19 protein-coding genes are annotated in these 24,163 nt (G+C 52.6%); 3 read left to right on the forward strand and 16 right to left on the reverse strand.

Going from position 1 to position 24,163, the window contains the following annotated elements; genetic code table 11:
- Positions 1–47 precede the first annotated feature (47 nt).
- From GEAM_RS15255 to tkt, 6 genes are all read right to left on the reverse strand, one after another.
- Positions 48–1,130, reverse strand: coding sequence for a LacI family DNA-binding transcriptional regulator (locus GEAM_RS15255; RefSeq protein WP_034793039.1), 1,083 nt, complete (start codon positions 1,128–1,130; stop codon positions 48–50).
- Positions 1,131–1,154: 24 nt separating this feature from the next.
- Positions 1,155–1,538, reverse strand: a complete 384-nt coding sequence (locus GEAM_RS15260) for a lysozyme inhibitor LprI family protein (RefSeq protein ID WP_051899537.1) — start codon at positions 1,536–1,538, stop codon at positions 1,155–1,157.
- Positions 1,539–1,672: 134 nt separating this feature from the next.
- Positions 1,673–2,752: a class II fructose-bisphosphate aldolase gene (fbaA, locus tag GEAM_RS15265; protein ID WP_034793046.1), complete on the reverse strand. Its 1,080-nt coding sequence runs from the start codon at positions 2,750–2,752 to the stop codon at positions 1,673–1,675.
- A gap of 127 nt (positions 2,753–2,879) precedes the next feature.
- Positions 2,880–4,043 carry a phosphoglycerate kinase gene (gene pgk / locus GEAM_RS15270; protein WP_034793048.1) on the reverse strand — a complete coding sequence of 388 codons (1,164 nt, stop codon included), beginning with the start codon at positions 4,041–4,043 and terminating at the stop codon, positions 2,880–2,882.
- Between the two features lie 71 nt (positions 4,044–4,114).
- Positions 4,115–5,131 (reverse strand): erythrose-4-phosphate dehydrogenase, encoded by a 1,017-nt coding sequence (gene epd, locus GEAM_RS15275; RefSeq protein WP_034793050.1) that lies wholly within the window; start codon positions 5,129–5,131, stop codon positions 4,115–4,117.
- Positions 5,132–5,642: 511 nt separating this feature from the next.
- A complete protein-coding gene (gene tkt / locus GEAM_RS15280; protein WP_034793051.1) occupies positions 5,643–7,637 on the reverse strand; it encodes a transketolase in 1,995 nt (664 codons plus the stop codon).
- Positions 7,638–7,886: 249 nt separating this feature from the next.
- Here tkt and loiP point away from each other — a divergent pair, with 249 nt between their 5' ends.
- Positions 7,887–8,639 carry a metalloprotease LoiP gene (gene loiP / locus GEAM_RS15285; RefSeq protein WP_034793053.1) on the forward strand — a complete coding sequence of 251 codons (753 nt, stop codon included), beginning with the start codon at positions 7,887–7,889 and terminating at the stop codon, positions 8,637–8,639.
- Between the two features lie 71 nt (positions 8,640–8,710).
- Here the strand turns inward: loiP and GEAM_RS15290 are convergent, their stop codons facing one another.
- The 10 genes from GEAM_RS15290 to speA form a co-directional block, all read right to left on the reverse strand.
- Positions 8,711–10,153 carry an efflux transporter outer membrane subunit gene (locus GEAM_RS15290; RefSeq protein WP_072009912.1) on the reverse strand — a complete coding sequence of 481 codons (1,443 nt, stop codon included), beginning with the start codon at positions 10,151–10,153 and terminating at the stop codon, positions 8,711–8,713.
- 345 nt (positions 10,154–10,498) lie between these two features.
- Positions 10,499–11,791 carry a YhfT family protein gene (locus tag GEAM_RS15295; RefSeq protein WP_034793055.1) on the reverse strand — a complete coding sequence of 431 codons (1,293 nt, stop codon included), beginning with the start codon at positions 11,789–11,791 and terminating at the stop codon, positions 10,499–10,501.
- 16 nt (positions 11,792–11,807) lie between these two features.
- Positions 11,808–12,161, reverse strand: a complete 354-nt coding sequence (locus tag GEAM_RS15300) for a DUF2620 domain-containing protein (protein ID WP_034793057.1) — start codon at positions 12,159–12,161, stop codon at positions 11,808–11,810.
- Between the two features lie 18 nt (positions 12,162–12,179).
- Positions 12,180–13,070 (reverse strand): phosphotriesterase-related protein, encoded by an 891-nt coding sequence (locus GEAM_RS15305; RefSeq protein ID WP_034793058.1) that lies wholly within the window; start codon positions 13,068–13,070, stop codon positions 12,180–12,182.
- Positions 13,067–14,323 carry a phosphopentomutase gene (locus tag GEAM_RS15310; protein WP_034793060.1) on the reverse strand — a complete coding sequence of 419 codons (1,257 nt, stop codon included), beginning with the start codon at positions 14,321–14,323 and terminating at the stop codon, positions 13,067–13,069. Before GEAM_RS15310 ends, GEAM_RS15305 begins: the two co-directional genes overlap by 4 nt.
- Positions 14,320–15,486, reverse strand: a complete 1,167-nt coding sequence (locus tag GEAM_RS15315; RefSeq protein WP_034793062.1) for a YhfX family PLP-dependent enzyme — start codon at positions 15,484–15,486, stop codon at positions 14,320–14,322. The genes GEAM_RS15310 and GEAM_RS15315 overlap by 4 nt, the downstream gene beginning before the upstream one ends.
- 93 nt (positions 15,487–15,579) lie before the next feature.
- A complete protein-coding gene (locus GEAM_RS15320; RefSeq protein ID WP_034793065.1) occupies positions 15,580–15,930 on the reverse strand; it encodes a PRD domain-containing protein in 351 nt (116 codons plus the stop codon).
- Positions 15,931–15,976: 46 nt separating this feature from the next.
- Complete coding sequence (yhfZ, locus tag GEAM_RS15325) at positions 15,977–16,876, reverse strand: GntR family transcriptional regulator YhfZ (RefSeq protein WP_034793067.1); 900 nt, start codon at positions 16,874–16,876, stop codon at positions 15,977–15,979.
- Between the two features lie 208 nt (positions 16,877–17,084).
- The gene (speB, locus tag GEAM_RS15330; protein WP_034793070.1) at positions 17,085–18,008 is read right to left on the reverse strand and encodes an agmatinase; all 924 of its coding nucleotides are present in this window, start codon (positions 18,006–18,008) and stop codon (positions 17,085–17,087) included.
- Between the two features lie 185 nt (positions 18,009–18,193).
- On the reverse strand, positions 18,194–20,176 hold the full coding sequence (speA, locus tag GEAM_RS15335) for a biosynthetic arginine decarboxylase (RefSeq protein WP_034793073.1): 1,983 nt from the start codon (positions 20,174–20,176) through the stop codon (positions 18,194–18,196).
- A gap of 921 nt (positions 20,177–21,097) precedes the next feature.
- Between speA and metK the strand changes: the two genes are divergently transcribed.
- Together metK and GEAM_RS15345 are read left to right on the forward strand one after the other, a co-directional pair.
- Entirely contained in the window at positions 21,098–22,249 is a 1,152-nt protein-coding gene (gene metK, locus GEAM_RS15340; protein ID WP_034793075.1) for a methionine adenosyltransferase, read from the forward strand.
- Positions 22,250–22,705: 456 nt separating this feature from the next.
- Positions 22,706–24,100 (forward strand): sugar porter family MFS transporter, encoded by a 1,395-nt coding sequence (locus GEAM_RS15345; RefSeq protein ID WP_034793077.1) that lies wholly within the window; start codon positions 22,706–22,708, stop codon positions 24,098–24,100.
- The last annotated feature ends 63 nt before the right edge of the window (positions 24,101–24,163 follow it).

Consider the following 24,163-nt stretch of genomic DNA (forward strand, 5'->3'; position numbering starts at 1 on the left):
GGACGCGGATCACAAATTCCGCGCCAGCCAGTGTTTACAAAGAAGGTTTACAGAGCACTAAGCTGATGCGCGATGCGGATCAGTTCCTGAGACAACGTTTCCTGTGAGACATTTTCTGCGCCTGGTCTGGCAGTGGTATGGCGCACAACCAAAGAAGTGGGCAACAACAGCGAGTCACCGTGATGATCGTCATGATTATGCAGATTACCCAACAGTCGATTGATGCTCTCATGCCCCAGTAGGCGAAAATCCTGTTTGATGGTGGTCAGCGGCGGGAAGAAAAAGGCACTGTCTTCAGTATCGTCATAGCCAATCACCGAAATTTGTTCCGGTACCCGCAGACCAAACTCATGCACGGCACGCAGGACACCGAGCGCCATCTGGTCATTGGCGACCAGAATGGCTGTCGGACGCTTCGGCTGTTTGAGCAGTAAAAACGCCTGCTGATAACCCGACGCCGCGCTCCAGTCGCCATGCTGAATCGCACAGGGTGTAATATCACGCCTAGCCAGTGTGTTTATCCAGCCTTCATAACGCAAACGCGCAGAGATAGATTCGAGCGGACCAGTCAGCACCGCGATTTGCTGATGTCCAAGCGCCAGCAAATGTTCCACCCCCTGCTCAGCCCCGCAATGCGGATCGAACAGAATTTTGAAGACGTCGGCTTCGGGATCTACATCCAGAAACAGCGCCGGCAAAGTGCCACAAAGCTGAGCTATTGCTGTCGCATCATCATTTGACAGCGGCACGTTGATCAGAATCCCATCCACCCGCTGTGACATCAGTTCGTTCACCGCCGTACGGCAGGCGGCCAGACTCAGGTTGTCGATCATCGAAATCACAACGTTGAAACCCAACTGATTCGCGCGAGTTTTCATCGCAGATGCGATTTGTGAAGGTGCGTGCAGCGCCAGTTCGGTAGTCGCCAGTCCGAGAGTGAAGCTTTTTTTGCCCGCCAGTTGCTGGGCAACACGGTTTGGGACGTAATTCAGCTCAGCCATCGCCTGTTCGACTTTATCGCGCGTTCTGACGGACACGTGCGCCGCCTGATTCAGGACGCGAGAAACGGTCTGATAGGACACACCCGCATGGCGCGCGACATCATCAAGAGTGACAGATTTTGGCTTCATGGCTTTCTACCTTCGGACCTCATGTTATGGACAGCTTAAATCACCTTCTTCGCAGTGCATAATGTTATTAATTTCTTTGGTGCGCTGCTCGGTCTTCTCTTTCAGACACATAGAATAAACCATCGGCTGCGCTGAGCCGCCTTCGACGCCAGAAGATTGGAAGTCACAATCGCTGTCGCGAAAAGCAATCCAGCTGCGCTGGGCGACTTTCAACTTCTTCTGCTGGTCAGCATTGAGTTGTGACATCTTCAGCTTATAGGCCTGATTTAACAGGGTGTCGCTGTGTTTGAAGTCCTGCGCGGCGCAGATATTCATGTCAGTCTGGGTGTTGGCATTTTTGCAATCAACCTCGGCGGCGTGGGCCAGCGGGGTAAGAGCGAGTAGAGTCAGCAGAACGGCAAGGCGCATTTTTATTTTCCTATCTATGAAGAGCCTATGGGAAGCCAGACATATATTTGCCGGATTATAGACAATAAAAAAAGGGGCCGAAGCCCCTTTTAAGGTAATTCTCAGCGCCTGACCCGCAGGTCAGAGCTTTAAAATTACAGACGGTCGATTGCGTTCAGTTCTTTGAATGCCAGTTCCAGGCGAGTCACCATGGAAGACTGTGCAGCACGCAGCCATACGCGTGGGTCATAGAATTTCTTGTTAGGTTTGTCCGCGCCTTCTGGGTTACCCAACTGACCTTGCAGGTAAGCTTCGTTTTTCTTGTAGAACTGAAGGATACCGTCCCAGTTAGCCCATTGGGTGTCGGTATCGATGTTCATTTTGATCACGCCGTAACCCACAGACTCTTTGATTTCAGCAGCAGTAGAACCAGAACCGCCGTGGAACACGAAGTTCAGGGAGTTGTGTGGCAGGTTGTGTTTCTTGCAAACGTACTCTTGAGAATCACGCAGGATGGTCGGAGTCAGTTTAACGTTACCTGGTTTGTACACGCCGTGAACGTTACCGAATGACGCAGCGATAGTGAAGCGCGGGCTGATTGCGTTCAGTTTTTCGTAAGCGTAATCAACGTCTTGTGGTTGAGTGTACAGAGCAGATGCGTCCATATGGCTGTTATCAACGCCATCTTCTTCACCACCAGTACAACCCAGTTCGATTTCCAGAGTCATGTCGATTTTTGCCATGCGAGCTAAGTACTTGCTGCAAATTTCGATGTTTTCTTCCAGAGATTCTTCTGACAGGTCGATCATGTGAGAAGAGAACAGTGGCTTACCGGTTTTCGCGAAGTGTTTTTCGCCAGCGTCCAGCAGACCGTCGATCCATGGCAGCAGTTTCTTCGCGCAGTGGTCGGTGTGCAGGATAACTGGAACACCGTAGTGCTCAGCCATCTGGTGAACGTGGTGTGCGCCAGAGATTGCGCCCAGGATTGCCGCGCCTTGTGGCACGTCAGTTTTCAGACCTTTACCCGCGATGAACGCAGCGCCACCGTTAGAGAACTGCACGATCACTGGAGCGCGAACTTTAGCAGCAGCTTCCAGAACGGCGTTGATGGAGTCGGTGCCTACGCAGTTAACTGCTGGCAGAGCAAAGTTGTTTTCTTTAGCAATAGCGAAAACTTTCTGAACATCATCACCAGTGATGACGCCTGGTTTTACGAAATCAAAAATTTTAGACATAGTTCGGTGTCCTTTTTCGTCGGCCGTAGATGGATTTGAAACGGTTGCTATCTCGCCTGAGTTCCACTGTGCAGCCCCTCGCGCGAAATAGAAAAGTAGGCAGCCTTATGCCGCCTACTCAAGTTCATTACTTCTTAGCACGCTCTTCTAGCATCACAACAGCTGGCAGTTGTTTTCCTTCAACGAACTCAAGGAATGCGCCGCCGCCAGTGGAGATATAGGAAATTTTGTCAGCGATACCGAACAGATCGATAGCTGCCAGAGTGTCGCCGCCGCCTGCGATGGAGAAACCTTCGCTGTCAGCAATCGCGTTCGCGACAATCTCAGTCCCTTTACGGAAGTTAGGGAACTCGAATACGCCAACCGGGCCATTCCACAGAATGGTTTTAGCGTTTTTGATGATCTCGGCCAGACGATTTGCAGAAACGTCGCCCATGTCGAGAATTTGTTCTTCGTCTTTGATTTCTGACGCTGGTTTCACAGTGGCAGTGGCAGTTTCAGAGAACTCAGTCGCTACTCGAACGTCTGTTGGAACTGGGATATCACAGGTTTCCAGCAGTTTTTTCGCGGTGTCTAACAGGTCTGGTTCGTACAGGGATTTGCCCACGTTGTTGCCTTGCGCGGCAACGAAGGTGTTAGCAATACCGCCACCGACGATCAGCTGGTCAGCGATTTTAGACAGGGATTCCAGCACGGTCAGTTTGGTAGAAACTTTAGAACCGCCCACGATAGCAACCATTGGGCGAGCTGGGTTACCCAGCGCTTTGCCCAGTGCTTCCAGCTCAGCAGACAGCAGTGGACCTGCACAAGCTACTGGTGCGAATTTGCCTACGCCGTGAGTAGAAGCCTGCGCGCGGTGCGCGGTACCGAAGGCGTCCATCACATAGATGTCACACAGGGCAGCGTATTTTTTAGATAAGGTTTCGTCGTCTTTCTTTTCGCCTTTGTTGAAGCGAACGTTTTCCAGAACAACCAGCTCACCTTCAGCAACATCAACGCCGTCCAGATAATCTTTAGCCAGACGAACAGGAGAAGACAACTTATCTTTCAGGTAGTTAACTACTGGCAGCAGAGAAAACTCTTCGTTGTACTCGCCTTCAGTCGGACGACCAAGATGCGAAGTTACCATCACGCGAGCGCCTTGTTTCAGGGCGGCTTCGATAGTAGGCAAAGAAGCACGGATACGGGCGTCAGACGTCACTTTACCGTCTTTTACTGGTACGTTCAGGTCTGAACGGATCAGTACGCGTTTACCCGCTAAATCCAGATCGCTCATCTTAATAACAGACATGGTGAATCCTCTCGTTGATTCTCTTTAAAGTTGCTTGAGGGCAATTCCAGCAACAAGCTGGGAGTGCCGTACTAGAAACCGCTGGCGGACATTGCCAATGTTGTGTCCAACATTCGGTTAGCAAAACCCCACTCATTGTCGCACCAGACAAGTGTCTTAATCAGGTGCTGTCCACTGACCCGCGTTTGCGTGCCATCAACGATGGCACTGTGTGGATCATGGTTAAAATCTGTCGAGACTAATGGTAGTTCGGTATAGTCAACTATACCACGAAAAGCACCCTGTGCGGCCTTTTGCAGCAGCTGGTTGACCTCTTCGACCGTCACACTTCCCCCGACAAAAACGCTTAAATCTATCGCCGTCACGTTGATGGTAGGCACGCGAACTGAGATGGCTTCAAAGCGATCGCAGAACTTGGGCATGATGCGCGTGATGCCAGCTGCAAGTTTAGTATCAACTGGGATGATTGACTGGCTTGCTGCGCGCGTGCGGCGTAAATCGGCATGGTACGAGTCAATAACTGGCTGGTCATTCATCGACGCATGGATGGTGGTTACGGTGCCGGACTCAATGCCATAGGCATCGTCCAACAGCTTGATAACAGGGATAATACAGTTGGTGGTGCAAGAGGCGTTGGAGACAATACGGTGCTGGCGTTCAAGCAAGTTGTGGTTAACGCCATAGACCACGGTGGCATCGAGATCGTGCCCGCCGGGATGAGCAAAGAGGATTTTCTTGGCACCGGCTTTGAGCTGGGTCTCGCCATCTTCGCGGCTGCCGTAAACGCCGGTGCAATCCAGCACCACGTCAACGCTCAGTTCACCCCATGGCAGCTTGGCTGCGTCTGGCTGGTGTAACAGGCGGATGCTGTCATCGCCGACATAAAGCTGCTCGCCTTCCTGTCTGACGTCCCATGGGAAACGCCCGTGGCTGGAATCGTACTTCAACAGGTGAGCCATGCCTTCGGGGCTGGCAAGTTCATTAATAGCGACAACGCTAATCTCTGCCCGACGCCCGGATTCATATAACGCGCGCAATACGCTACGGCCGATGCGACCAAAGCCATTAATTGCAATACGTATTGGCATACTTCTCCCTGTTACACGGTTGTTACCTAATGGTGGTAACCCTATAGTAATGCAGTGCGCAGTAACGGTGAATCATTCTCAACAACGTTTCTGCATGCCGGGGCGGCGTTTTGCTTTTCTTGCGATAACACGTTAACCACTCAACCGCGACGTTAACCACTAACTTCGCAACTGAAACGGTTCAGCCGAGCATAAACTAAAGTGTATACAAAAGGAATAATCCGCCCGATTTCGGCGCATTTCCCGGTGCGATTGCTGGAAAAATCGCCACACTAAAGCCCATCATTACCCCGCTTTAACGTTTACATCATATTTACGTCAGTCTTTTTATCATTCAACTGACAACATTAAATACTGATTAGGGATTTTGAGTGTAGCCGAGGTGGCGGCCATGCAGTTTGACCTACGTCATTGCTAACGAGAACTGCGAGCTGGGTCATACTCTTTCGTTGCAAACCCGCCATAAAAAAGGCATCCCGAAGGATGCCTTTTGACTTCAAGCTTTAGCGAATTACTTCAGCAGAGACTGAGCCTGAGCCACTACGTTGTCGACGGTGAAGCCGAACTCTTTGAACAGCAGATCGGCTGGTGCAGACTCGCCGAAGCTGTGCATACCAACGATAGCGCCATTCAGGCCAACGTATTTGAACCAGTAGTCAGCGATACCCGCTTCTACTGCTACGCGAGCAGTCACGGCTTTCGGCAGGACAGATTCACGGTAAGCCGCGTCCTGTTTGTCGAAGGCGTCGGTAGAAGGCATAGACACTACGCGCACTTTGGTGCCCGCAGCGGCCAGCTTGTCAGCAGCTTCTACAGTGATGCCCACTTCTGAACCGGTCGCGATCAGAATCACGTCTGGCGTGCCTTCGCTGTCTTTCAGCACATAACCACCGCGCGCCACGTTTGCCAATTGCTCAGCAGTACGTGGTTGCTGGGTCAGGTTCTGACGAGAGAAGATCAGCGTGACTGGGCCGTCGTTACGCTCGATGGCGTATTTCCAAGCTACCGCAGATTCAACCTGATCCGCTGGACGCCAAGTGCTCATGTTTGGCGTAACGCGCAGGCTGGCGATCTGCTCAACCGGCTGGTGCGTTGGGCCATCTTCGCCCAGACCGATAGAGTCGTGGGTGTAGACGAACACGTTACGGATCTTCATCAGTGCCGCCATACGCACCGCGTTACGGGCATATTCAACGAACATCAGGAAGGTTGCAGAGTACGGCAGGAAACCGCCATGCAGTGCGATACCGTTGGTGATAGCGGTCATGCCGAATTCGCGCACGCCGTAGTGAATGTAGTTACCCGCCTGATCGTCGCCGATAGACTTAGAGCCAGACCACATGGTCAGGTTGCTTGGCGCGAGGTCAGCAGAACCACCGAGGAATTCTGGCAGCACTTTACCGAAAGCTTCCAGCGCGTTTTGTGACGCTTTGCGGCTTGCGATGTTGGCAGGGTTTGCCTGCAGCTGCTCGATGAATTTCTGTGCTTCAGTTTCCCAGTTAGCTGGCAGTTCGCCCTTAATACGGCGTTTGAACTCTTTTGCCAATTCTGGGTGAGCTTTAGCGTAAGCGTCGAACTTAGCGTCCCACGCGGCTTCTTTCGCTTTACCAGCTTCTTTAGCATCCCACTGAGCATAAATGTCTTGTGGAATTTCGAAGGCAGCGTATTTCCAGCCCAGCGCTTCGCGCGTTGCAGCCACTTCAGCAGCACCCAGAGCAGCACCGTGAACGTCGTGGGTACCGGCTTTGTTTGGTGAACCGAAACCGATGATGGTTTTGCACATCAACAGGGATGGTTTGTCAGTGACTTTGTGAGCTTCTTCGATAGCTGCTTTGATGGAATCTGGGTTGTGACCATCAACACCACGCACGACGTGCCAGCCGTAAGACTCGAAACGTTTAGCAGTGTCATCAGTGAACCAGCCTTCAACGTGGCCGTCGATGGAGATACCGTTGTCATCATAGAACGCGGTCAGTTTGCCGAGTTTCATGGTGCCAGCCAGTGAACAGGCTTCGTGAGAGATGCCTTCCATCATACAACCGTCGCCCAGGAAGGCGTAGGTGTGGTGGTCAACGATGTCGTGGCCCGGCTTGTTGAACTGCGCGCCCAGCGTGCGTTCTGCAATAGCGAAACCTACTGCGTTGGCAATGCCCTGACCCAGTGGACCCGTGGTGGTTTCAACGCCTGGGGTGTAACCGTATTCTGGGTGGCCCGGGGTTTTAGAGTGCAGCTGACGGAAGTTTTCCAGCTCGCCGATTGGCAGGTCGTAGCCAGTGAGGTGCAACAGGCTGTAAATCAGCATAGAACCGTGACCGTTCGACAGCACGAAGCGGTCGCGGTCAGCCCAATGTGGGTTAGTTGGGTTGTGGTTCAGGTAGTCACGCCACAGGACTTCGGCAATATCAGCCATGCCCATAGGGGCGCCAGGGTGGCCGGAATTCGCTTTCTGCACGGCGTCCATACTCAATGCACGGATAGCGTTCGCAAGCTCTTTACGAGAGGACATGTTCTACTCCAGGTCGGATTAAAAAAGCAGTCAAGAAAGTCATTTTCTCAGACTAGGCATTAAAACGGCAATCTCTATTAACACGCGTGATGAACTTCACAAAAAAGACTTTTAAATCAGTGCAATTTTTAGGATATCAACTATAGAACGGCAAGCCCTAAAAGCCTAATTTACCGCTATCCTTATCAATAATGCCTTTTTGAAGGCTTTTTCTTTGCTTCTGATTGTTACTTTTGGGAACCAAAACTGATGAAAATGACTCCTGCGCTGTTGAGCTTAAGTCTCGCTACCCTGATTGCCGGCTGCTCCACCGTGAATACCGACACGCTGATGCAATCCGGTGCTCAGGCTTACCAAGCCGCCACTTTGTCCGATGCTGATGTTAAAACCCTCAGCGTGCAGTCTTGCGAAGAGATGGACAAGAAAGCCAAAATCGCCCCAGACGACAGCGAATACGCGCAACGCCTGAAGAAAATTTCTGCCGCGCTCGGCGACAACATCAACGGCACGCCCGCCAACTATAAGGTTTACCTGACCAAAGACGTCAACGCCTGGGCGATGGCTAACGGCTGTATTCGCGTCTATAGCGGCCTGATGGACATGATGAATGACAACGAAGTCGAAGGCGTACTCGGCCACGAAATGGGCCACGTTGCCCTCGGTCACACCCGCAAAGCGATGCAGGTTGCCTACGGCGCTACCGCCGCGCGCTCTGTGGCTTCGTCACTGGGCGGCATCAGTGCCACGCTGTCACAGTCGCAACTCGCCGATCTGGGTGAGAAATACGTCAACGCCCAGTTCTCGCAAAAACAGGAGTCTCAGGCCGATGACTACTCCTTTGATCTGTTGAAGCAGCGCGGCATCGACCCAACCGGGCTGGCCACCAGCTTTGAGAAATTGGCAAAAATGGAACAAGGCAGCAGCATTGGCTGGTTTGACGACCACCCTTCTTCCGAAGCCCGCGCCAAGCACATTCGCGAACGCATTGCCGCCGGACAGTAAACCTTCACTACAGCTTTCAAACCAAAGCACAAAGGCGCGGAGCGATCCGCGCCTTTACCTTTTCAACGGCTCTAGTTTGCCGCCCCCTGATGATACCCACCGCCCAATGACGTGATCAGGCTGATATCCGCATTGTTGGCTTTGTTTTTCAATATCAACAAATTGGCCTGCTCTTCCAACAGCGGGATGCGCGCTTTCGACACCTGATTACCACTGGCTAGCCCGGCGTTAAAGCGTCGCTGCACCAGCGATAAAATGTGGGTTTCGCCATCAACCACCTGCTGCTGCTGGACGCGCTCTTCGGCCAAGGTCTGCATGGCGCTGGCGTCTTTCACCACGTCGGTCACAGCTGAAACCACGGCTTTGTTATAGGAAGCGATAGCCAGATTGCTGTCCGACTGCACCACCGCCAAATTGGCATTCAGGCGACCACTGTCGAAAATCGGCAACGTGAAGCCCAAAATGCCGCCCGCCTGCTGGGCCGAGCTGCGGAACAGGTCGCTGAGGTGCAAAGCGTCATATTGCAGGAAGCTCATCAAATTGACGGTTGGGTAGAAAGCGGCGCGCGCGGCCTCGGTTTGGCTCAGAGAGGATTGGATATACCAGTGCGCGGCCTGCAAGTCAGGGCGGCGCGCCAGCAGCTGGTAGTTGAGCTTCGGCGGCAATGGCTGGCTGACGTCCGGCAGAGGCACGGCTTTAATCTCAGGCAAGGGATGTTGCAGGCCGAGCATCGCGCCGAGGGTGGCCTGTAAGGCATGCAGCTCGCCTTGATTGGAGGCAATGCGCTGGTCAAGCTTGGCCAGCGACACCCTGCCGACGGTGTCATCCAAGGAAGAAGAGATGCCTTCGGAATACAATTTCTCATCGGTATGGACAATCAGCGCCTCTTGCTCACGCATCTGCTGCAAGGTGTCTTGCAGCGCCATCACGGTTTGCATATCCCAATACAGCTCGGTCACCGCCGAGGAGACCAGCAGTTTGGATTCCGCCAGTTCGGCCTGTTTGGCTTGCTCAAGGCCTAAAGCGGCCTCGATGCGGTCGCGATCTTTGCCCCAAATATCAAACTCATAGCTGCCCTGTAAGCCAAAGGTGCCGTTGGTGTACCACGGGCCGGTGGTGCCAGCTGCCGGGTCATCCACGGCGAAGGGGCCAAGTATGCCCTCAGCCGACACTTTCTGCCGCTCAACGTCGGCACCAAAATTCAGGTTGGCACCCGCGCCAGCACGTACCGTTTCGGTTTGTGCTTTAGCTAGCATGACTCGCTGCTCAACCACGGCCAGAGTAGGTGAATCCGCCAGCGCTTGAGCCACTAATTGATTTAATTGCGGGTTATTATATTGCTTCCACCATTCAGTGGATGGCCAAACTCCGCCATTAGGAATAGTTATTGTGGTGAGTTTCGCAATATCTGTTTTTTTAGCGACCGGCGGCTCTGAATGAATAAAAGCACAGCCGCTGAGAAAAGTAATAATAGGTAACAAAGTGAATGTCGATAACATTCGCTTCTTGGTCATGCACTTTACAGCTTTCACTGATTATTCCCCGCAAAATACCTAATAACATGCAAAATGATAAATAAATCTTATTTTTGTGGAACCAAAGCCGTCGAGCGGCCACAGCGCAGGGAGTACGCCAGTTTGGGAGATCACAGCAGACAACGCTAATAATAACCCTACTGTCGCAGCGCGATTAAAAACTGAAAAGTGAAGAGAGAAAATAAATACCTATTATTATGCGAACTACTTTTACGCGAATAGCCGTAATCTGAATATCACTATTCTGCAAAAAATCATTTCCAAATAAAAAAGCGCAACTTTAATAAATAAAATTGCGCTTTAATTAAATCGTTAAACTTTATCTTATGCTGGGATGAAGATACCCGCCCAGAAACACAAGTTAAGCACGATACCGGTAATGATAACCGCAACCACTGGTGCTGCAATTTTCAATACTGGGCGACCCAAGGCTTCGTTGAGGAAGTAAATCGCGGTGGTCATGGTGAAACCGGTGTAACCCGCCATTTTAATCGAGGCGAAGATAGCACCAATCAGCAGCGCGTATTCCATCAGCAAGTTCATGGCGTTACGAATGTTATCAGACGCATTACGCACCGATGGGAAACGCCCCATCCATTTGCCAATTGAACGCAGTAGCAGCACTTCTAAGCTGATCACAATCGCGCCCAGCAGTGCAGCTAACCACGGGTTCGGCACCAAGTAACCGACCACGAAGACGAAGGTGAAACCGGCTACGGCGTAGACCCCGGTGGCCAGCGCCGTGGTGGCAATCATGGGAACAAAGCCCAAGCCGCGCATGAATTCAGCCAGTGCTGCCTGATGGATAAGGCTCGCAGAGTCCGCCGGAGAGACGCCCGGTGCATAAGCTTTTGCCAGCGTGTAAATCGACACTTCGCTACCGCCGAACAGCTTCATGCTGGCCACCGCAGAGATAAGTGCGCCGACAATCGCGATAAGCGGCAAGTTCTTAATAATGCGCGAGGTTCGCTCTTCGAACATCGACTCGCCACCACCGCCAAGGTGCGCTTTGGCTTTGACATCTTTGTAAATCGCGATACCAATCAGCAAAATCATACCGACGAAAATCTCGATAGATTCTGGAGACAGCGGCGTGAATCGCACGATAAGCAGGCGAGTCAACAGCACCAGCAGCGCAGCGATAACCCCCGACTTCCAGCCAAATTGGTAGAAAATCGCCACCAGCGGGAACAGCGCGAAGGCTGAAATAACGGGTGAACTCAGCTCACCCAGCGAACCGATAAAGTTAACCGGCAGCGAGGTCAGGACGCTGTTTACCGCAGGCAGGCTGGTGAACACCAACACGCCCCAGATAGCCCCTAAGCCGAAGGCCAGATACGCGTTAATCGCCAGCACGCCGATGATATCGGTGGAGAGGAACAGCAGCCATGAGTTAAGCAGGCCGGTCGACAGGGTGAAGGAGATGCCTACCGAGGCGATAAAGCCCACGCTCAGACCAAATGCAATACTGCCCGCTTCGCGGCGGCTCATATTACCTTCTACCAGCTGCGGAAGGATTGGTCGGATACCGTCATGAAACACTGCAACCGATTTGTGCGCCAGTAAGGCGGTCATCCCGGTTAATAACGCCACCACAATAATGTGTACGTATTCCATAGTCGTTATCTCACGATTAACGTAACTGGGTGATCAACAGTGGGATTGCGTGTTCCACGTGCTCGACCGACAGACCGAAAGCGACTTTGCCTTCAGCAATGAATTTGGCAACCTGATCGGCTTTCGCCTGAATACCCGGCTTGGCGATGGTGGCGCTTTTGTTGTAACCGATGATGGCGATAGCCATCGACAAAGCCGCACCCGCGCCGGTGTTACAGGCACCAATGTAGTAATCCAGCTCACCTTTTTTCACTTTCGAGGCTGCTTCCATATCACTCAGAATGTGACACTCGAACTCGCCCGGCGCTGTGGCTTCTACCAGTTTTTGAATCTGTTCACGCTGTAGCCCTGCAATACCAATTTTTTTCATTTTATTTACCTTAATTGCTCAGAGTGCGCCGGCACGACCAAAGAAAGTCGCCGGATTATCGCGAAGTAAAGTGTCAACCTGACGCTGAGTAATGCCCGCGCCGAGTAACATGGGAACAAAAGTATCAACCAAATAACTAAAACCACTGCCGCCATTGGCTTGCAGATGAGAACGGCGCGTGATGTCCATCGACAGCATGATTTTGTCGCCGAATCCGCGCGCGATCAGTGCTTGCAGCATCTCGACCCGACGGGTGTCCGGGAAGTAGCTGTTTTTACCGATTGTGTCGAACTGTACATAAACGCCTTTGTCGAGCATACGGAAAATTTGGTCCAGATCGTCTTTCAAATCACAGTGACCAATCACCACATTCTCTAACGCAACGCCATGATTTTCCAGCATCACCACCTGCTCCGGCCCCATAGTACTGAAGCTGGTGTGAGTTGAAATCGGCAAACCTGTTGCATGGTGAGCCAGCGCCGCAGCGTGGAACATTTTGACTTCATCTTCCGTAATACGGTTTTCGCTGGTGCCGATTTCGGCTATGACACAAGGCTTAAGCGCGGTGCCATCAATGCCGTTTTCAATCTCACCGATCATTTCTGCCGCCAACTGCTGCGCGCTGGTATTACGCACGTGGGCCGGGTAGAAGCTGTCAGTGTAATAACCTGTTGAAGTTAAAACGTTAATGCCGGTATCGCGCATTAAGTCCAACATAAATTGAGCATTACGGCCCATATAGCGGTTGGTCACTTCAACAATGTTCAGTACGCCTTTGCTCACCAGAGTTCGCATTTCGGCACACAGAGGTTCGTACTGATCTAAACGGCAGTCGATATTGTCCTTAAAACCGGACAAATCAATATGCAAATGCTCGTGAGCATAGGTATATCCCAGTGGATTGATCATGGTTTTTTCTCCGGTGTTGGCGAAGTACTCGTCGTGGCGTTAAGCGACAGTAAAGGCAAGAAAGAGCGACCGTTTTGCGGCTTTGCAGCCCCGAAAAAGTCACAGGCGCTAGCGCCTACGTCTGAAAGCGTAGTACGCCAGCCCAGCTCAACCGGCGGCAATCCGTGTTGATACACCAACAACGGCACCTGCTCACGGGTATGGCGGCTATGGCCAATGGTTGGATCGTTGCCGTGATCGGCAATCACCACCAATAAGTCTTCAGGCTGCATGGCATCAATAAACTGCGCCAGCGACTTATCAACGACTTGCAGGCGGTCGGCATATCGCTCGACGTCTTCTGCATGCCCTGCTAAATCCGTTTCCTGAATATTGGTACAAATAAATGCATCGCCCGGCTGGCTGATTTCTTTCAGCGTAATGTCGAGAATGGTTTGCGAGTCAACCAGTTGCATATAACTCGTGCCATGCTCATTGGAGACAATATCCGCCACTTTGCCGACCAGTACCGTTTTGATTCCAACGTCGTGTAACTTCGCTGGCGCCTGAGTCTTCTCATCAACGCCATAACCCAGATGGGCTACTTGGAAGTTTTTGCGATATAAACCGGAACGCGGCGCGTTGATGCCAATGTATTTGCCATCGCGCACTTCGGCGGCATCGCGAATCGAGCTGCTATCGTCGATTTCGCCGCCGAAAGCGATCACCCGCCCGACTTTGACACAGGCGCGAACGCAGCGGCCAATTTCCAGCGTTTGCGCGAAGCTGACCTGCGACAAATTAGCGCTAATGTTGTAAACCTGACCAACATCGGCTTCCAGATTGTCGCCAATCGCCACCGCGTTGTTAACCCACAGGTAGCTTAAATCGTTGAGAACAATACGTTCTGTGACGAAACCTTTCAACCGTAACGCGTTTTCGACCTCATCAATAACCGCCGAGAACGGCAAAGTCAGCGGAGGCAATGGCAGCGTACCCATGATCTCCTGATGCCCGACGAAGGTGTCGCCGCCCTCGTGCTGCAAGCCGATCCGACCAAAGGTGGCGATGTCAGAAGGGGTCATGCAACCGACCGGATAACCCAACGCATTCATCAGCCCCATGCGACGCATCACCGGCAAATTCAGTTCCGGGAGGCGTTCTAGGATATGACCACAGGTGTTAGCGCCGATATCCTGCGGGCGAACGTCTGGCACATCTGGCATCTCGCCGATACCGAAGCTGTCGATCACCAAAACAATATATTTACTCATTTCGCCTCCGCCTTAATGGTGTTGCCCAAACTGTCGTACAGGCCCATTAGCACTGGTTTTCCGGTTGAAACACCGCTGATCAAAGCGACATCGCTGCGGGTGACAAATACTTGGGTTCGAAAACACATCACCACCGCGCTGCCGATAGGGTGCGACTCGGCGAGCTGTAAGCAGTAGTCGATGCTGCTCATGTCTGGCGTGATAACCCGGTCGCGACGTCGGTCGTCGCCGTCAATCACCAGCGCGTTATCCAGATTGCCACGGCGGTAATATCCGCCACCGAAGCAGTAAGCGCGCCCTTCGTACTGGTGCGATACCTCGGTGAGGTACAGCATGGCAATTTTTTCCTGACAGGTGCCGCGCTGGTTAGCCGGGGTGGTGCCTGTCAATGCGTGGCCCGGCTCGGCGTGAGTGACACCCAACTGCGCCAACTCGGCGAAGGTTTCACAGCTCGAGGCACTCGGCGCGTTGACGTGAATAACGTCCACGCCCTGCTCGACCAGAATGTCGCGCGCCGACAGCAGAGTATCCATGTTTGCGGTGCGCACGGTGCGCTGCTGCTTGGCGTCATACTGCATGCACGGGAAGTGCGTCACGCCGGCGATGCTCACGCCCGCCAGAGTGCTTAACTCCGCCACCACCTGCGGCAGCTCGCTGAGTGCAAAACCGCCCTCTTGGCCGCTATATAAAGCGTCACCCGCGTCAGTAACCTTTAATAGCAACGGCTGAACGATGCCGATTTCCAGCGCCGCGGCTGAAATACTGCGGGCCTTTTCCAGCGAAAATACCGTCACCACTTCAGGGCGATGGCGCAGCACTTCGGCAATCATGCTTTCCGGCGGCTGAACCAGGTGCCCCACGTGGGAAACCGGGATGCCGTGGCGCATCAGCTGGCGCGCTTCTTTAAAATCCACCGCCACAATGCCGGTAAAACCACATTCAATCAGCAAACGGCACAGCTGCGGGTTGCGCCCGACCTGCTTGCTCATCGCATAGAGCGTCAAACCTAAACGCTTGGCCTCGGCCAGTAAAAGCCGGGCATTGCTGAGCATCTGGTCGACATCAATGACACAGGTATCCGGCGCAATTTCGCCTTTGCGCCACAGTGCGACGGCGGCATCGATCAGCGCTGGATTCTGTTTTTCCAAAGCTTGTAGAAACATGAGCTGGCTTTCCCTTTCTGCTTGTATCTAAATAATCATTTTTTTGAATATTTAAGTCGTGAAAAATAGCGACGACTTATCCGTGCCACTCGCTTAGCGGTTCTGATACAAACCCGCAATGTTCACCAGCAGGTAACCCACTTCATGTTCCGGCACATTCAATGGAAAATGGCCCATTACGTCTTGATGGATGGCGGCGATTTGCGTGAACTCTTCCAGACTTTCCAGCTCGGCGCGCAGCTCATCATCAATGCCCTGAATCTCTTCACCGCGACGCGCACGCATCACGGCGTTAGCCAGGTGGGTCAGTGCCAAAATCCCCTGCTCGGTTCTCACCGGCAGCTGCCAGTGACGCTCCAGACGCAATGTGACTAATCTCATTGCCTGATGAATGTCTTCATCAATCACCCCGGCCTCGGCCAGAATAGCGAGTCTTGTTTCCATAACTTCCTCTTTGTGTTTGGCACCGAAGTGCCTTGTAGTCTAAAAACTAATAACGAGGTTCGATCTCGCCTCGTTCAACGGCCTGCTGATGGTTCAACAGGGCAAAAGTGTCCACCAAGGTGGTGAGCAATCGCAGGATCGGCGCATTGTCTTTTCTCACCAAAATCACCGCTTCTGACGCCTGCTGATAGCGCGGATCGCCGGTCAGCGGGTGGGCTTCAAGCATTGGGTTTGGCTTGGCATTGCTCACGTTCCAAATCGCGGCATCAATCATGTTGTTTTCAATATGGCGCAAACATTCGCTATAAGGCGTCTCAACCCACTCCACCTCTTTGCCAGCAAAAGCGATGTCATTGAGCAGGCGCTGATCAGGGGAGCTAGGGTCAAAGCCCACGCGGCGAATTTCGCCCGATGCGCCTTGGCGGCAAATAAGCTGGTGACCATCGACATAAGAGCGCGGGCCAAGATTCACCGCTGTCACCACTTTGCCTTGCTCGATATAGCTGTCAGCCGCCAGACGGGAAACCACGGCGATATCGTAAATACCTTCAATCAGGCAGTTGATACGCACTTCGGCACCGCGCATGTGGGCAAAAAACAGCGGCAAGGTGGTGAACTGCGACCTCAGGCCACTGGCCAGCCCTTCATATAATTTGGTGTACGGCAGCGGCATGGCGCAAACCAGATTGCCTAAATCCGCCTGCTGCAACAGCTTGGACATATCCAGTTCTTTGAGGATAGTGCCGTTACGCCCGCGACGTTCGAGCTTGATTGAATCGTTGGCTTCCAGCGTTTTCAGCGCGTTCTGGACCACTCCGACTGATAGCGAGAATTCATCCGACATCTCATCAATAGTTCTAAGACGCTCGCCTCCTTTCATAACCAGCAGATATCTGGCGAGGCTAACGAGGGCAATACCTTCTTTCTTGATGAATGTCATACTCATTTTGGCAATTTCCGCGGCGCACTAGAGAAGGTCGAAAATAACATAAAAATCTTCAACAATTTGATGATTTAAATATTCATTTATTTGAAGGTATTTATCAAAGAGGAAAAACTTATAGTGAGGCGGAGATCACAAATAAAAAAAGCCCGGTAAAGGCCGGGCTTAAGAAGCACTTAATTTGCAACAGGTTAGCTTAAAGGTTAAACCCTTAAGCTTTTTTAGCAGCCTGAACGTGCAACATTTCTAACGCCAAAGTGGCGGCTGCCAGCGCGGTGATTTCAGACTGGTCGTAAGCCGGAGCAATCTCAACGATGTCCATGCCGACGATATCCAGATCCAAATCTTTCAGGCCGCGAACCAGTTTCAGCGCGCGATCTGACGTCAGACCGCCAATCACCGGGGTGCCAGTGCCTGGAGCATGTGCCGGATCCAGACAGTCGATGTCGAAGCTCAGGTAAACCGGCAGATCGCCAACGATCTGCTTAACCTGCGCCAAAATATCGTCAACGGTGCGATCGTTAACCTGCGCCGCGTCGAGCACGGTGAAGCCCAGATCCTTGTCGAACTCAGTACGAATACCGATCTGCACCGAGTGGTTTGGATCGATCAGACCTTCGTTCGGCGCATGGAAGAACATGGTGCCGTGGTCGAATTTGCTGCCGTTAGAGTAGGTGTCGGTGTGGGCGTCGAAATGCACCAGCGCCATTTTACCGAAGTGCTTCGCGTGAGCGCGCAGCAGTGGCAGAGTCACGAAGTGGTCGCCGCCGAAAGAGAGCATGCGCTTGCCTGAAGCCAGCACTTTCTCGGCGTGCTGTTGCAGCTTGTCGGTCAGGTCCTGTGCATCACCAAAGTTGAACACCACGTCGCCGCAGTCGATCACTTTCAGACGGTCACGCAGGTCGAAATCCCACGGCCAGCGTTTGCCTTCCCATGCCAGATTCACAGAAACCTGACGGATTGCCGCCGGGCCCAGACGTGCGCCAGAACGACCAGAAGTCGCCATGTCGAAAGGAATACCGGTGATAACCCAATCAGCATCGGCTTCATAAGGTTGGAAATTCAGTGGGAAGCGCAGGAAACCAAACGCGTTGGAAACCAAGGAGTTATCAGGTTGATGACCTAAAGTGCTCATTAAACAGTCCTCTTATGCAACGCCGCAGGGCGGCAGCCATGACGGAGTGGTGAAGTATAGATGAAAAAAAATCCCCACCGCGTCGTTTACCCGACGAGGAAGGGATCTTCAGAGTCAATATGTCTTGCTAATGGCGCGGATTTTACCCTATTCCGGCTTACCTTCAAGCCGGAATATCAGCCGCCTTACTCGTCTTCTTCCAGATAGGTGTAACCGTACAGGCCGGATTCAAACTCTTCGACGAACTGCGCCTGAAGAGCTTCATCCAGATCGGTCTCTTTAACCTGATCACGGAAGCGAGTGAGCAGCACATTCGGATCCAGCTGCACGTATTCCAGCATGTCAGCCACGGTGTCACCGTCGTCTGACTGCTGAACTTCAATGCTGCCATCAGGGAAGACAAACACGTCAACCGCGGCGGTGTCGCCGAACAGGTTGTGCATGTTGCCCAAGATTTCCTGATAAGCGCCGACCATGAAGAAGCCCAGCACTGGCGGGTTCTCTGGGTCATACGGCGGCATTGGCATGGTGGTCGCCACGCCGTCACCGTCGATGTAATGGTCGATGGTGCCGTCGGAGTCACAGGTGATGTCGAGCAGCACGGCGCGACCTACCGGCGGTTTGTCCAACCCTTCCAGCGGCAGAACCGGGAACAGCTGATCGATACCCCACGCGTCCGGCATGGACTGGAACAGCGAGAAGTTTACGTAAAGTTTGTCCGCCATGCGCTCTTGCAGCTCGTCAATGATCGGACGGTGCGCGCGGTTGCTCGGATCCAGCTGATCCTGAATCATGTTGCAGATATTCAGATAGATATCTTCCGCCCAGGCGCGCTGAGTCAGATCCAAAATCCCGTGCGCGTACTGGCTATGGACATCATGCAGGTCCATCTGGCTGTCGTGCAGCCATTCGCGCAGCGAGCGGCGGTTTTCCGGATCATGCATCTCATTCCACGTGTCCCACATGCTGCTCAGAGCACGCGGCGCGTCGTCAGCCGGAGCTACCGGATCACGGAACTCGTTACGCTCAACGCCAATCACGTTGGACACCAGCACGGTGTGGTGCGCAGTAACCGCGCGGCCAGACTCGGTGATCACCGTCGGGTGCGGCAAGCCGTGCTCATTACAGGCGTCGCCGATGCCCCAAATCACGTTGTTGGCGTATTCATTCAGGCCATAGTTGACCGAGCAATCTGACTGGGAGCGCGTCCCTTCATAGTCAACGCCCAAGCCGCCGCCCACGTCGAAGCACTGAATGTTGACGCCGAGCTTGTGCAGCTCAACATAGAAGCGGGCAGATTCACGCACGCCAGTTGAAATATCACGGATGTTCGCCAGCTGAGAACCCAAGTGGAAGTGCAGCAGTTGCAGGCTTTCCAGACGGCCAGCTTCACGCAGCATTTCAACCAATTGCAGAACCTGAGAAGCTGCCAGACCGAATTTAGACTTCTCGCCGCCGCTCGATTGCCATTTGCCGGAACCCTGCGAAGAAAGACGCGCACGCACGCCAAGACGTGGGATCACGTTCAGGCGTTCGGCTTCTTCCAACACCAGCTTAATCTCAGTCATCTTTTCGATAACCAAGTAAACCTTGTGGCCCAGCTTCTCGCCAATCAGCGCCAGACGAATGTATTCACGGTCTTTATAGCCGTTACAGACGATAACCGAACGGGTCATGCCCGCGTGGGCCAGAACAGCCATCAGCTCGGCTTTAGAACCAGCTTCCAGACCCAGTGGCTCACCGGATTCAACCAGTGATTCAATTACGCGGCGGTGCTGGTTGACCTTAATTGGGTAAACCAGGAAGTAATCACCCTCATAGCCGAAAGATTGACGGGCGCGTTTGAACGCGGCGTTAATCGAGCGCAGACGGTGTTGCAAAATTTGTGGGAAACAGAACAGCGCTGGCAGACGTTGGCCGTCCTGCTCGCGCATGTCTTTTACCAGCTTAGCCAAATCCACGCGGGCAGACGGGACATCTGGATCCGGGCAGACGCTGATGTGGCCCAGCTCGTTGACGTCATAATAATTGTTACCCCAATAGGCAACGTTGTAAGTGCGCAGCATTTTGCTGGCATCACGATCGTTCACGGCAACCTCCTGCATGGAGCGCAAAGAAACAGAATCGCCCGCATGTGACGGACGGTGGGACTGGATGTCATCAGACATAAGTAAATCCTCTTGTAACACTGACCACATCGCCAGCCACTATCGCAGTAACAACAAGTGAGAACAACCCAAACAGCGGGCTTTGCGACAGGAGAAACCCCTGCAAAGCCGCGTTCGCAAACTGTTTATCACTCATATGATTATAGAATTCTTTTGCTTGTAAACATGATGCCGGACTCCGGTGAACGAGTCAGAACCCACCCATAGGGCTATCGCCCCTAAATGGCGGGCTACGTCAGTTTTAACGGGAGAGATGGTATTAACCGGCCCGATGTAGCTGAGTAGCGCTCAGAAATGTTGGACTGAGCTGTCTATAGTCAGGCTGTCTAAACGCTGCCGAATGACGGACCAGCTGTTTATAACATCGGATAGATGACAGAAATTTTTCAGAAAGGAGTGCAGCAGCAATTAAACCGGCCTGCTGGGGATGCTGTAGAAATGTTACAAACGGTAAAAAGTGGGTCATTAATCTAACCACCTCCACACGTGCCACGCATCACCGGCGGGCAGTCTTGCTAAGAAACAGTAAACACTGGAATACGCTGGATGAATGAAACATTCAGGGCGCGGGCCGTTATACCTACAACCCGCTGTAATTGCAAAATGAAATTGCGTAGAGGATTGTTTCGATCCGTGAATGTCACGCAAAAGCCGCACATAATGGCTACTTCTATCACAAAAATGACTGGCTTTTGTAACAGCTGCTATCCTAAAATAGCCGTCCAGATGTTAATCCGTCTATATCCTTCTTAGGGACTTTTCTTACTCGATGTTGCGGATTAACTGTCAAACTGCTGAAGGTCTTTGCCTTGTGGGGACGTGCAGGATGCATTCGACGATATAAGAGCCGGACTCTTTATCTGCCGTGTTCCCATCGCTATGCAGTGATTTCTAACCCGTCGTATGAAGGTAAAGAAGATAATGGCTAAACACCTCTTTACGTCCGAATCTGTTTCAGAAGGACATCCAGATAAAATCGCAGACCAAATCTCCGATGCCGTCCTCGACGCGATTTTAGAGCAAGACCCAAAAGCACGCGTGGCGTGTGAGACTTACGTTAAAACCGGCATGGTATTAGTAGGTGGCGAAATCACCACCACCGCCTGGGTAGACGTAGAAGAAATTACTCGTCAGACCATCCGCGAGATTGGTTACGTCAATTCCGAAATGGGCTTTGACGCCAACTCTTGTGCCGTTCTGAGCGCTATCGGTAAGCAATCTCCTGATATTAATCAGGGTGTTGACCGTTCTGATCCGCTGGAACAAGGCGCAGGTGACCAAGGTCTGATGTTTGGTTATGCGACCAATGAAACTGACGTGCTGATGCCAGCACCAGTGACTTACGCACACCGTCTGGTTCAGCGTCAGGCTGAAGTTCGCAAAGCTGGCACCCTGCCATGGCTGCGCCCGGATGCGAAAAGCCAGGTTACTTTCCAGTATGACGAAGGCAAAATCGTCGGGATCGACGCCGTTGTACTGTCGACTCAGCACTCTGAAGACATTGCGCTGAAAGACCTGCAAGAAGCCGTGATGGAAGAGATCATCAAGCCAGTTCTGCCAGCAGAATGGCTGAACGCCAGCACCAAATATCACATCAACCCAACTGGCCGCTTTGTTATCGGTGGACCAATGGGCGACTGTGGTCTGACTGGCCGTAAAATCATCGTTGATACCTACGGCGGCATGGCACGTCACGGCGGCGGTGCGTTCTCTGGTAAAGACCCATCCAAAGTTGACCGTTCTGCGGCCTACGCTGCGCGTTACGTTGCGAAAAACATCGTGGCAGCAGGTCTGGCAGACCGTTGTGAGATCCAAGTTTCTTACGCTATCGGCGTAGCAGAACCAACCTCAATCATGGTTGAAACCTTCGGTACGGGTAAAGTTTCCAACGAGCAGTTAACCCTGCTGGTACGTGAATTCTTCGACCTGCGCCCATACGGTTTGATCCAGATGATGGACCTGCTGCACCCAATCTATAAAGAAACTGCAGCTTACGGCCACTTCGGTCGCGAGCACTTCCCTTGGGAAAAAACGGACAAGGCAGCGCAACTGCGCGAAGCCGCCAACCTGTAATCGCCCTCTCATTACAGATTGCAAAAAGCCCGGTGTTAACGCACCGGGCTTTTTTTTGGCTCATTTGCTTCGCCCCCGGCGAGTCATCGCCCTCCCGGTATATAAGCGGACTAAGCGTTAGCGACTACACTGAAAAGCAGAAAGCGGGGCAGTGGGCGAAAACAACAATCAAAGTGGAAACGATTACAAACTATAATTACTTTACAATCATGTAATTAAAGATAAAATCAGCGACCTTTAAACCAATACTGATTGATTAAAGTCAAAGAATTCCGTATTACTCTTCATCGCAAACCCTTTCCCCTGCATTGCTCCTCGCCAAAGCTTCACGAACCTGATGTGCAATTGATTCGATAAGTGTAAACGATTACAACGCTGTGATCTGGCTCACTTTATGCGTGGGCAAGGGTAAATAACATAACAAGCTAAGCATTATTGCTATCTTTTGGAGGCAGTATGAGTAACTCAACGTCTAGCAAAGGAAAACGCTCGAATAAAAGCGTGACCTTCTTTGTCTGTTTTCTCGCTGCACTAGCGGGCCTGCTGTTTGGCCTTGATATCGGGGTCATCGCTGGCGCTCTTCCCTTCATCAGTCATGAATTCCAGATAACCAGCCACCAGCAAGAGTGGGTGGTCAGCTCGATGATGTTCGGTGCCGCCGTCGGCGCTATCGGCAGTGGCTGGCTTAACTTCCGCCTTGGTCGTAAATTCAGCCTGATGATTGGCGCCGTGCTGTTCGTGGTCGGCTCCCTGTGCTCTGCCTTCGCGCCCAACGCCGAAGTGCTGATTGTGGCACGCGTGCTACTGGGTCTGGCAGTAGGTATCGCCTCCTACACCGCGCCAATTTACCTGTCCGAAATCGCACCCGAGAAAATCCGCGGCAGCATGATTTCCATGTACCAGTTGATGATCACCATCGGTATCTTGGCGGCCTACCTGTCTGACACCGCCTTCAGTTACACCGGCGCATGGCGCTGGATGCTGGGTGTGATCACCATCCCTGCCCTGCTGCTGTTGATTGGCGTGTTCTTCCTGCCAGATAGCCCACGCTGGCTGGCGGCGCGTGGCGATGACAACAAGGCGCGACGCGTGCTGGAAAGACTGCGTGATAGCAGTGCTCAGGCGAAAAACGAGCTGGATGAAATTCGCGAAAGCCTGAAAATCAAACAGAGTGGCTGGGGCCTGTTCACCAGCAACAAGAACTTCCGCCGCGCGGTGTTCCTCGGCATCCTGTTGCAAGTAATGCAGCAGTTCACCGGGATGAACGTCATCATGTACTACGCGCCAAAAATCTTCGGGATTGCCGGCTTTGCCAGCACCTCTCAACAGATGTGGGGCACGGTGATCGTCGGTCTGGTTAACGTTCTTGCCACCTTTATCGCCATTGGTCTGGTTGACCGCTGGGGCCGTAAACCTACGCTGAAACTCGGCTTCTTGGTGATGGCGCTGGGCATGGGTATCCTCGGCACCATGCTGCATATCGGCGTGGAATCGGACGCGGCGAAATACTTCTCCATCGCCATGCTGCTGATGTTTATCGTCGGTTTCGCCATGAGCGCCGGTCCGCTGATTTGGGTGCTGTGCTCTGAAATCCAGCCGCTGCGCGGTCGTGATTTTGGTATCACCGTTTCCACTGCCACCAACTGGATTGCCAACATGATTGTCGGCGCTACCTTCCTGACCATGCTGGACAGCCTCGGCAACGCCAATACCTTCTGGGTATACGCCGCACTGAACGTGGTGTTCATCTTCATCACCATTGCGTTGATTCCTGAAACCAAAAACGTTTCTCTGGAACACATCGAACGCAACCTGATGAAAGGCGAAGCGCTGCGCGACATCGGTAAATAAGCCACAAAACGGCTCCTCCCGCCCGTAGGGGGGAGCTTTCACTAACTGTTTGCATCTCCCCTC

It is taken from the genome of Ewingella americana ATCC 33852 (assembly GCF_000735345.1).
In the GTDB taxonomy this organism is placed as follows: Bacteria; Pseudomonadota; Gammaproteobacteria; order Enterobacterales; family Enterobacteriaceae; genus Ewingella; species Ewingella americana.

Bases quoted from the DNA above. Each gene is read 5' to 3' on its own strand.
- GEAM_RS15345 (WP_034793077.1), top strand. From the start codon at position 22,706: ATGAGTAACTCAACGTCTAGCAAAGGAAAACGCTCGAATAAAAGCGTG.
- GEAM_RS15255 (WP_034793039.1), bottom strand. From the start codon at position 1,130: ATGAAGCCAAAATCTGTCACTCTTGATGATGTCGCGCGCCATGCGGGT.
- GEAM_RS15290 (WP_072009912.1), bottom strand. From the start codon at position 10,153: ATGACCAAGAAGCGAATGTTATCGACATTCACTTTGTTACCTATTATT.
- GEAM_RS15305 (WP_034793058.1), bottom strand. From the start codon at position 13,070: ATGATCAATCCACTGGGATATACCTATGCTCACGAGCATTTGCATATT.
- GEAM_RS15315 (WP_034793062.1), bottom strand. From the start codon at position 15,486: ATGTTTCTACAAGCTTTGGAAAAACAGAATCCAGCGCTGATCGATGCC.
- GEAM_RS15260 (WP_051899537.1), bottom strand. From the start codon at position 1,538: ATGCGCCTTGCCGTTCTGCTGACTCTACTCGCTCTTACCCCGCTGGCC.
- GEAM_RS15300 (WP_034793057.1), bottom strand. From the start codon at position 12,161: ATGAAAAAAATTGGTATTGCAGGGCTACAGCGTGAACAGATTCAAAAA.
- metK (WP_034793075.1), top strand. From the start codon at position 21,098: ATGGCTAAACACCTCTTTACGTCCGAATCTGTTTCAGAAGGACATCCA.
- GEAM_RS15310 (WP_034793060.1), bottom strand. From the start codon at position 14,323: ATGAGTAAATATATTGTTTTGGTGATCGACAGCTTCGGTATCGGCGAG.
- epd (WP_034793050.1), bottom strand. From the start codon at position 5,131: ATGCCAATACGTATTGCAATTAATGGCTTTGGTCGCATCGGCCGTAGC.
- speA (WP_034793073.1), bottom strand. From the start codon at position 20,176: ATGTCTGATGACATCCAGTCCCACCGTCCGTCACATGCGGGCGATTCT.
- tkt (WP_034793051.1), bottom strand. From the start codon at position 7,637: ATGTCCTCTCGTAAAGAGCTTGCGAACGCTATCCGTGCATTGAGTATG.
- loiP (WP_034793053.1), top strand. From the start codon at position 7,887: ATGAAAATGACTCCTGCGCTGTTGAGCTTAAGTCTCGCTACCCTGATT.
- GEAM_RS15320 (WP_034793065.1), bottom strand. From the start codon at position 15,930: ATGGAAACAAGACTCGCTATTCTGGCCGAGGCCGGGGTGATTGATGAA.
- pgk (WP_034793048.1), bottom strand. From the start codon at position 4,043: ATGTCTGTTATTAAGATGAGCGATCTGGATTTAGCGGGTAAACGCGTA.
- fbaA (WP_034793046.1), bottom strand. From the start codon at position 2,752: ATGTCTAAAATTTTTGATTTCGTAAAACCAGGCGTCATCACTGGTGAT.
- speB (WP_034793070.1), bottom strand. From the start codon at position 18,008: ATGAGCACTTTAGGTCATCAACCTGATAACTCCTTGGTTTCCAACGCG.
- yhfZ (WP_034793067.1), bottom strand. From the start codon at position 16,876: ATGAGTATGACATTCATCAAGAAAGAAGGTATTGCCCTCGTTAGCCTC.
- GEAM_RS15295 (WP_034793055.1), bottom strand. From the start codon at position 11,791: ATGGAATACGTACACATTATTGTGGTGGCGTTATTAACCGGGATGACC.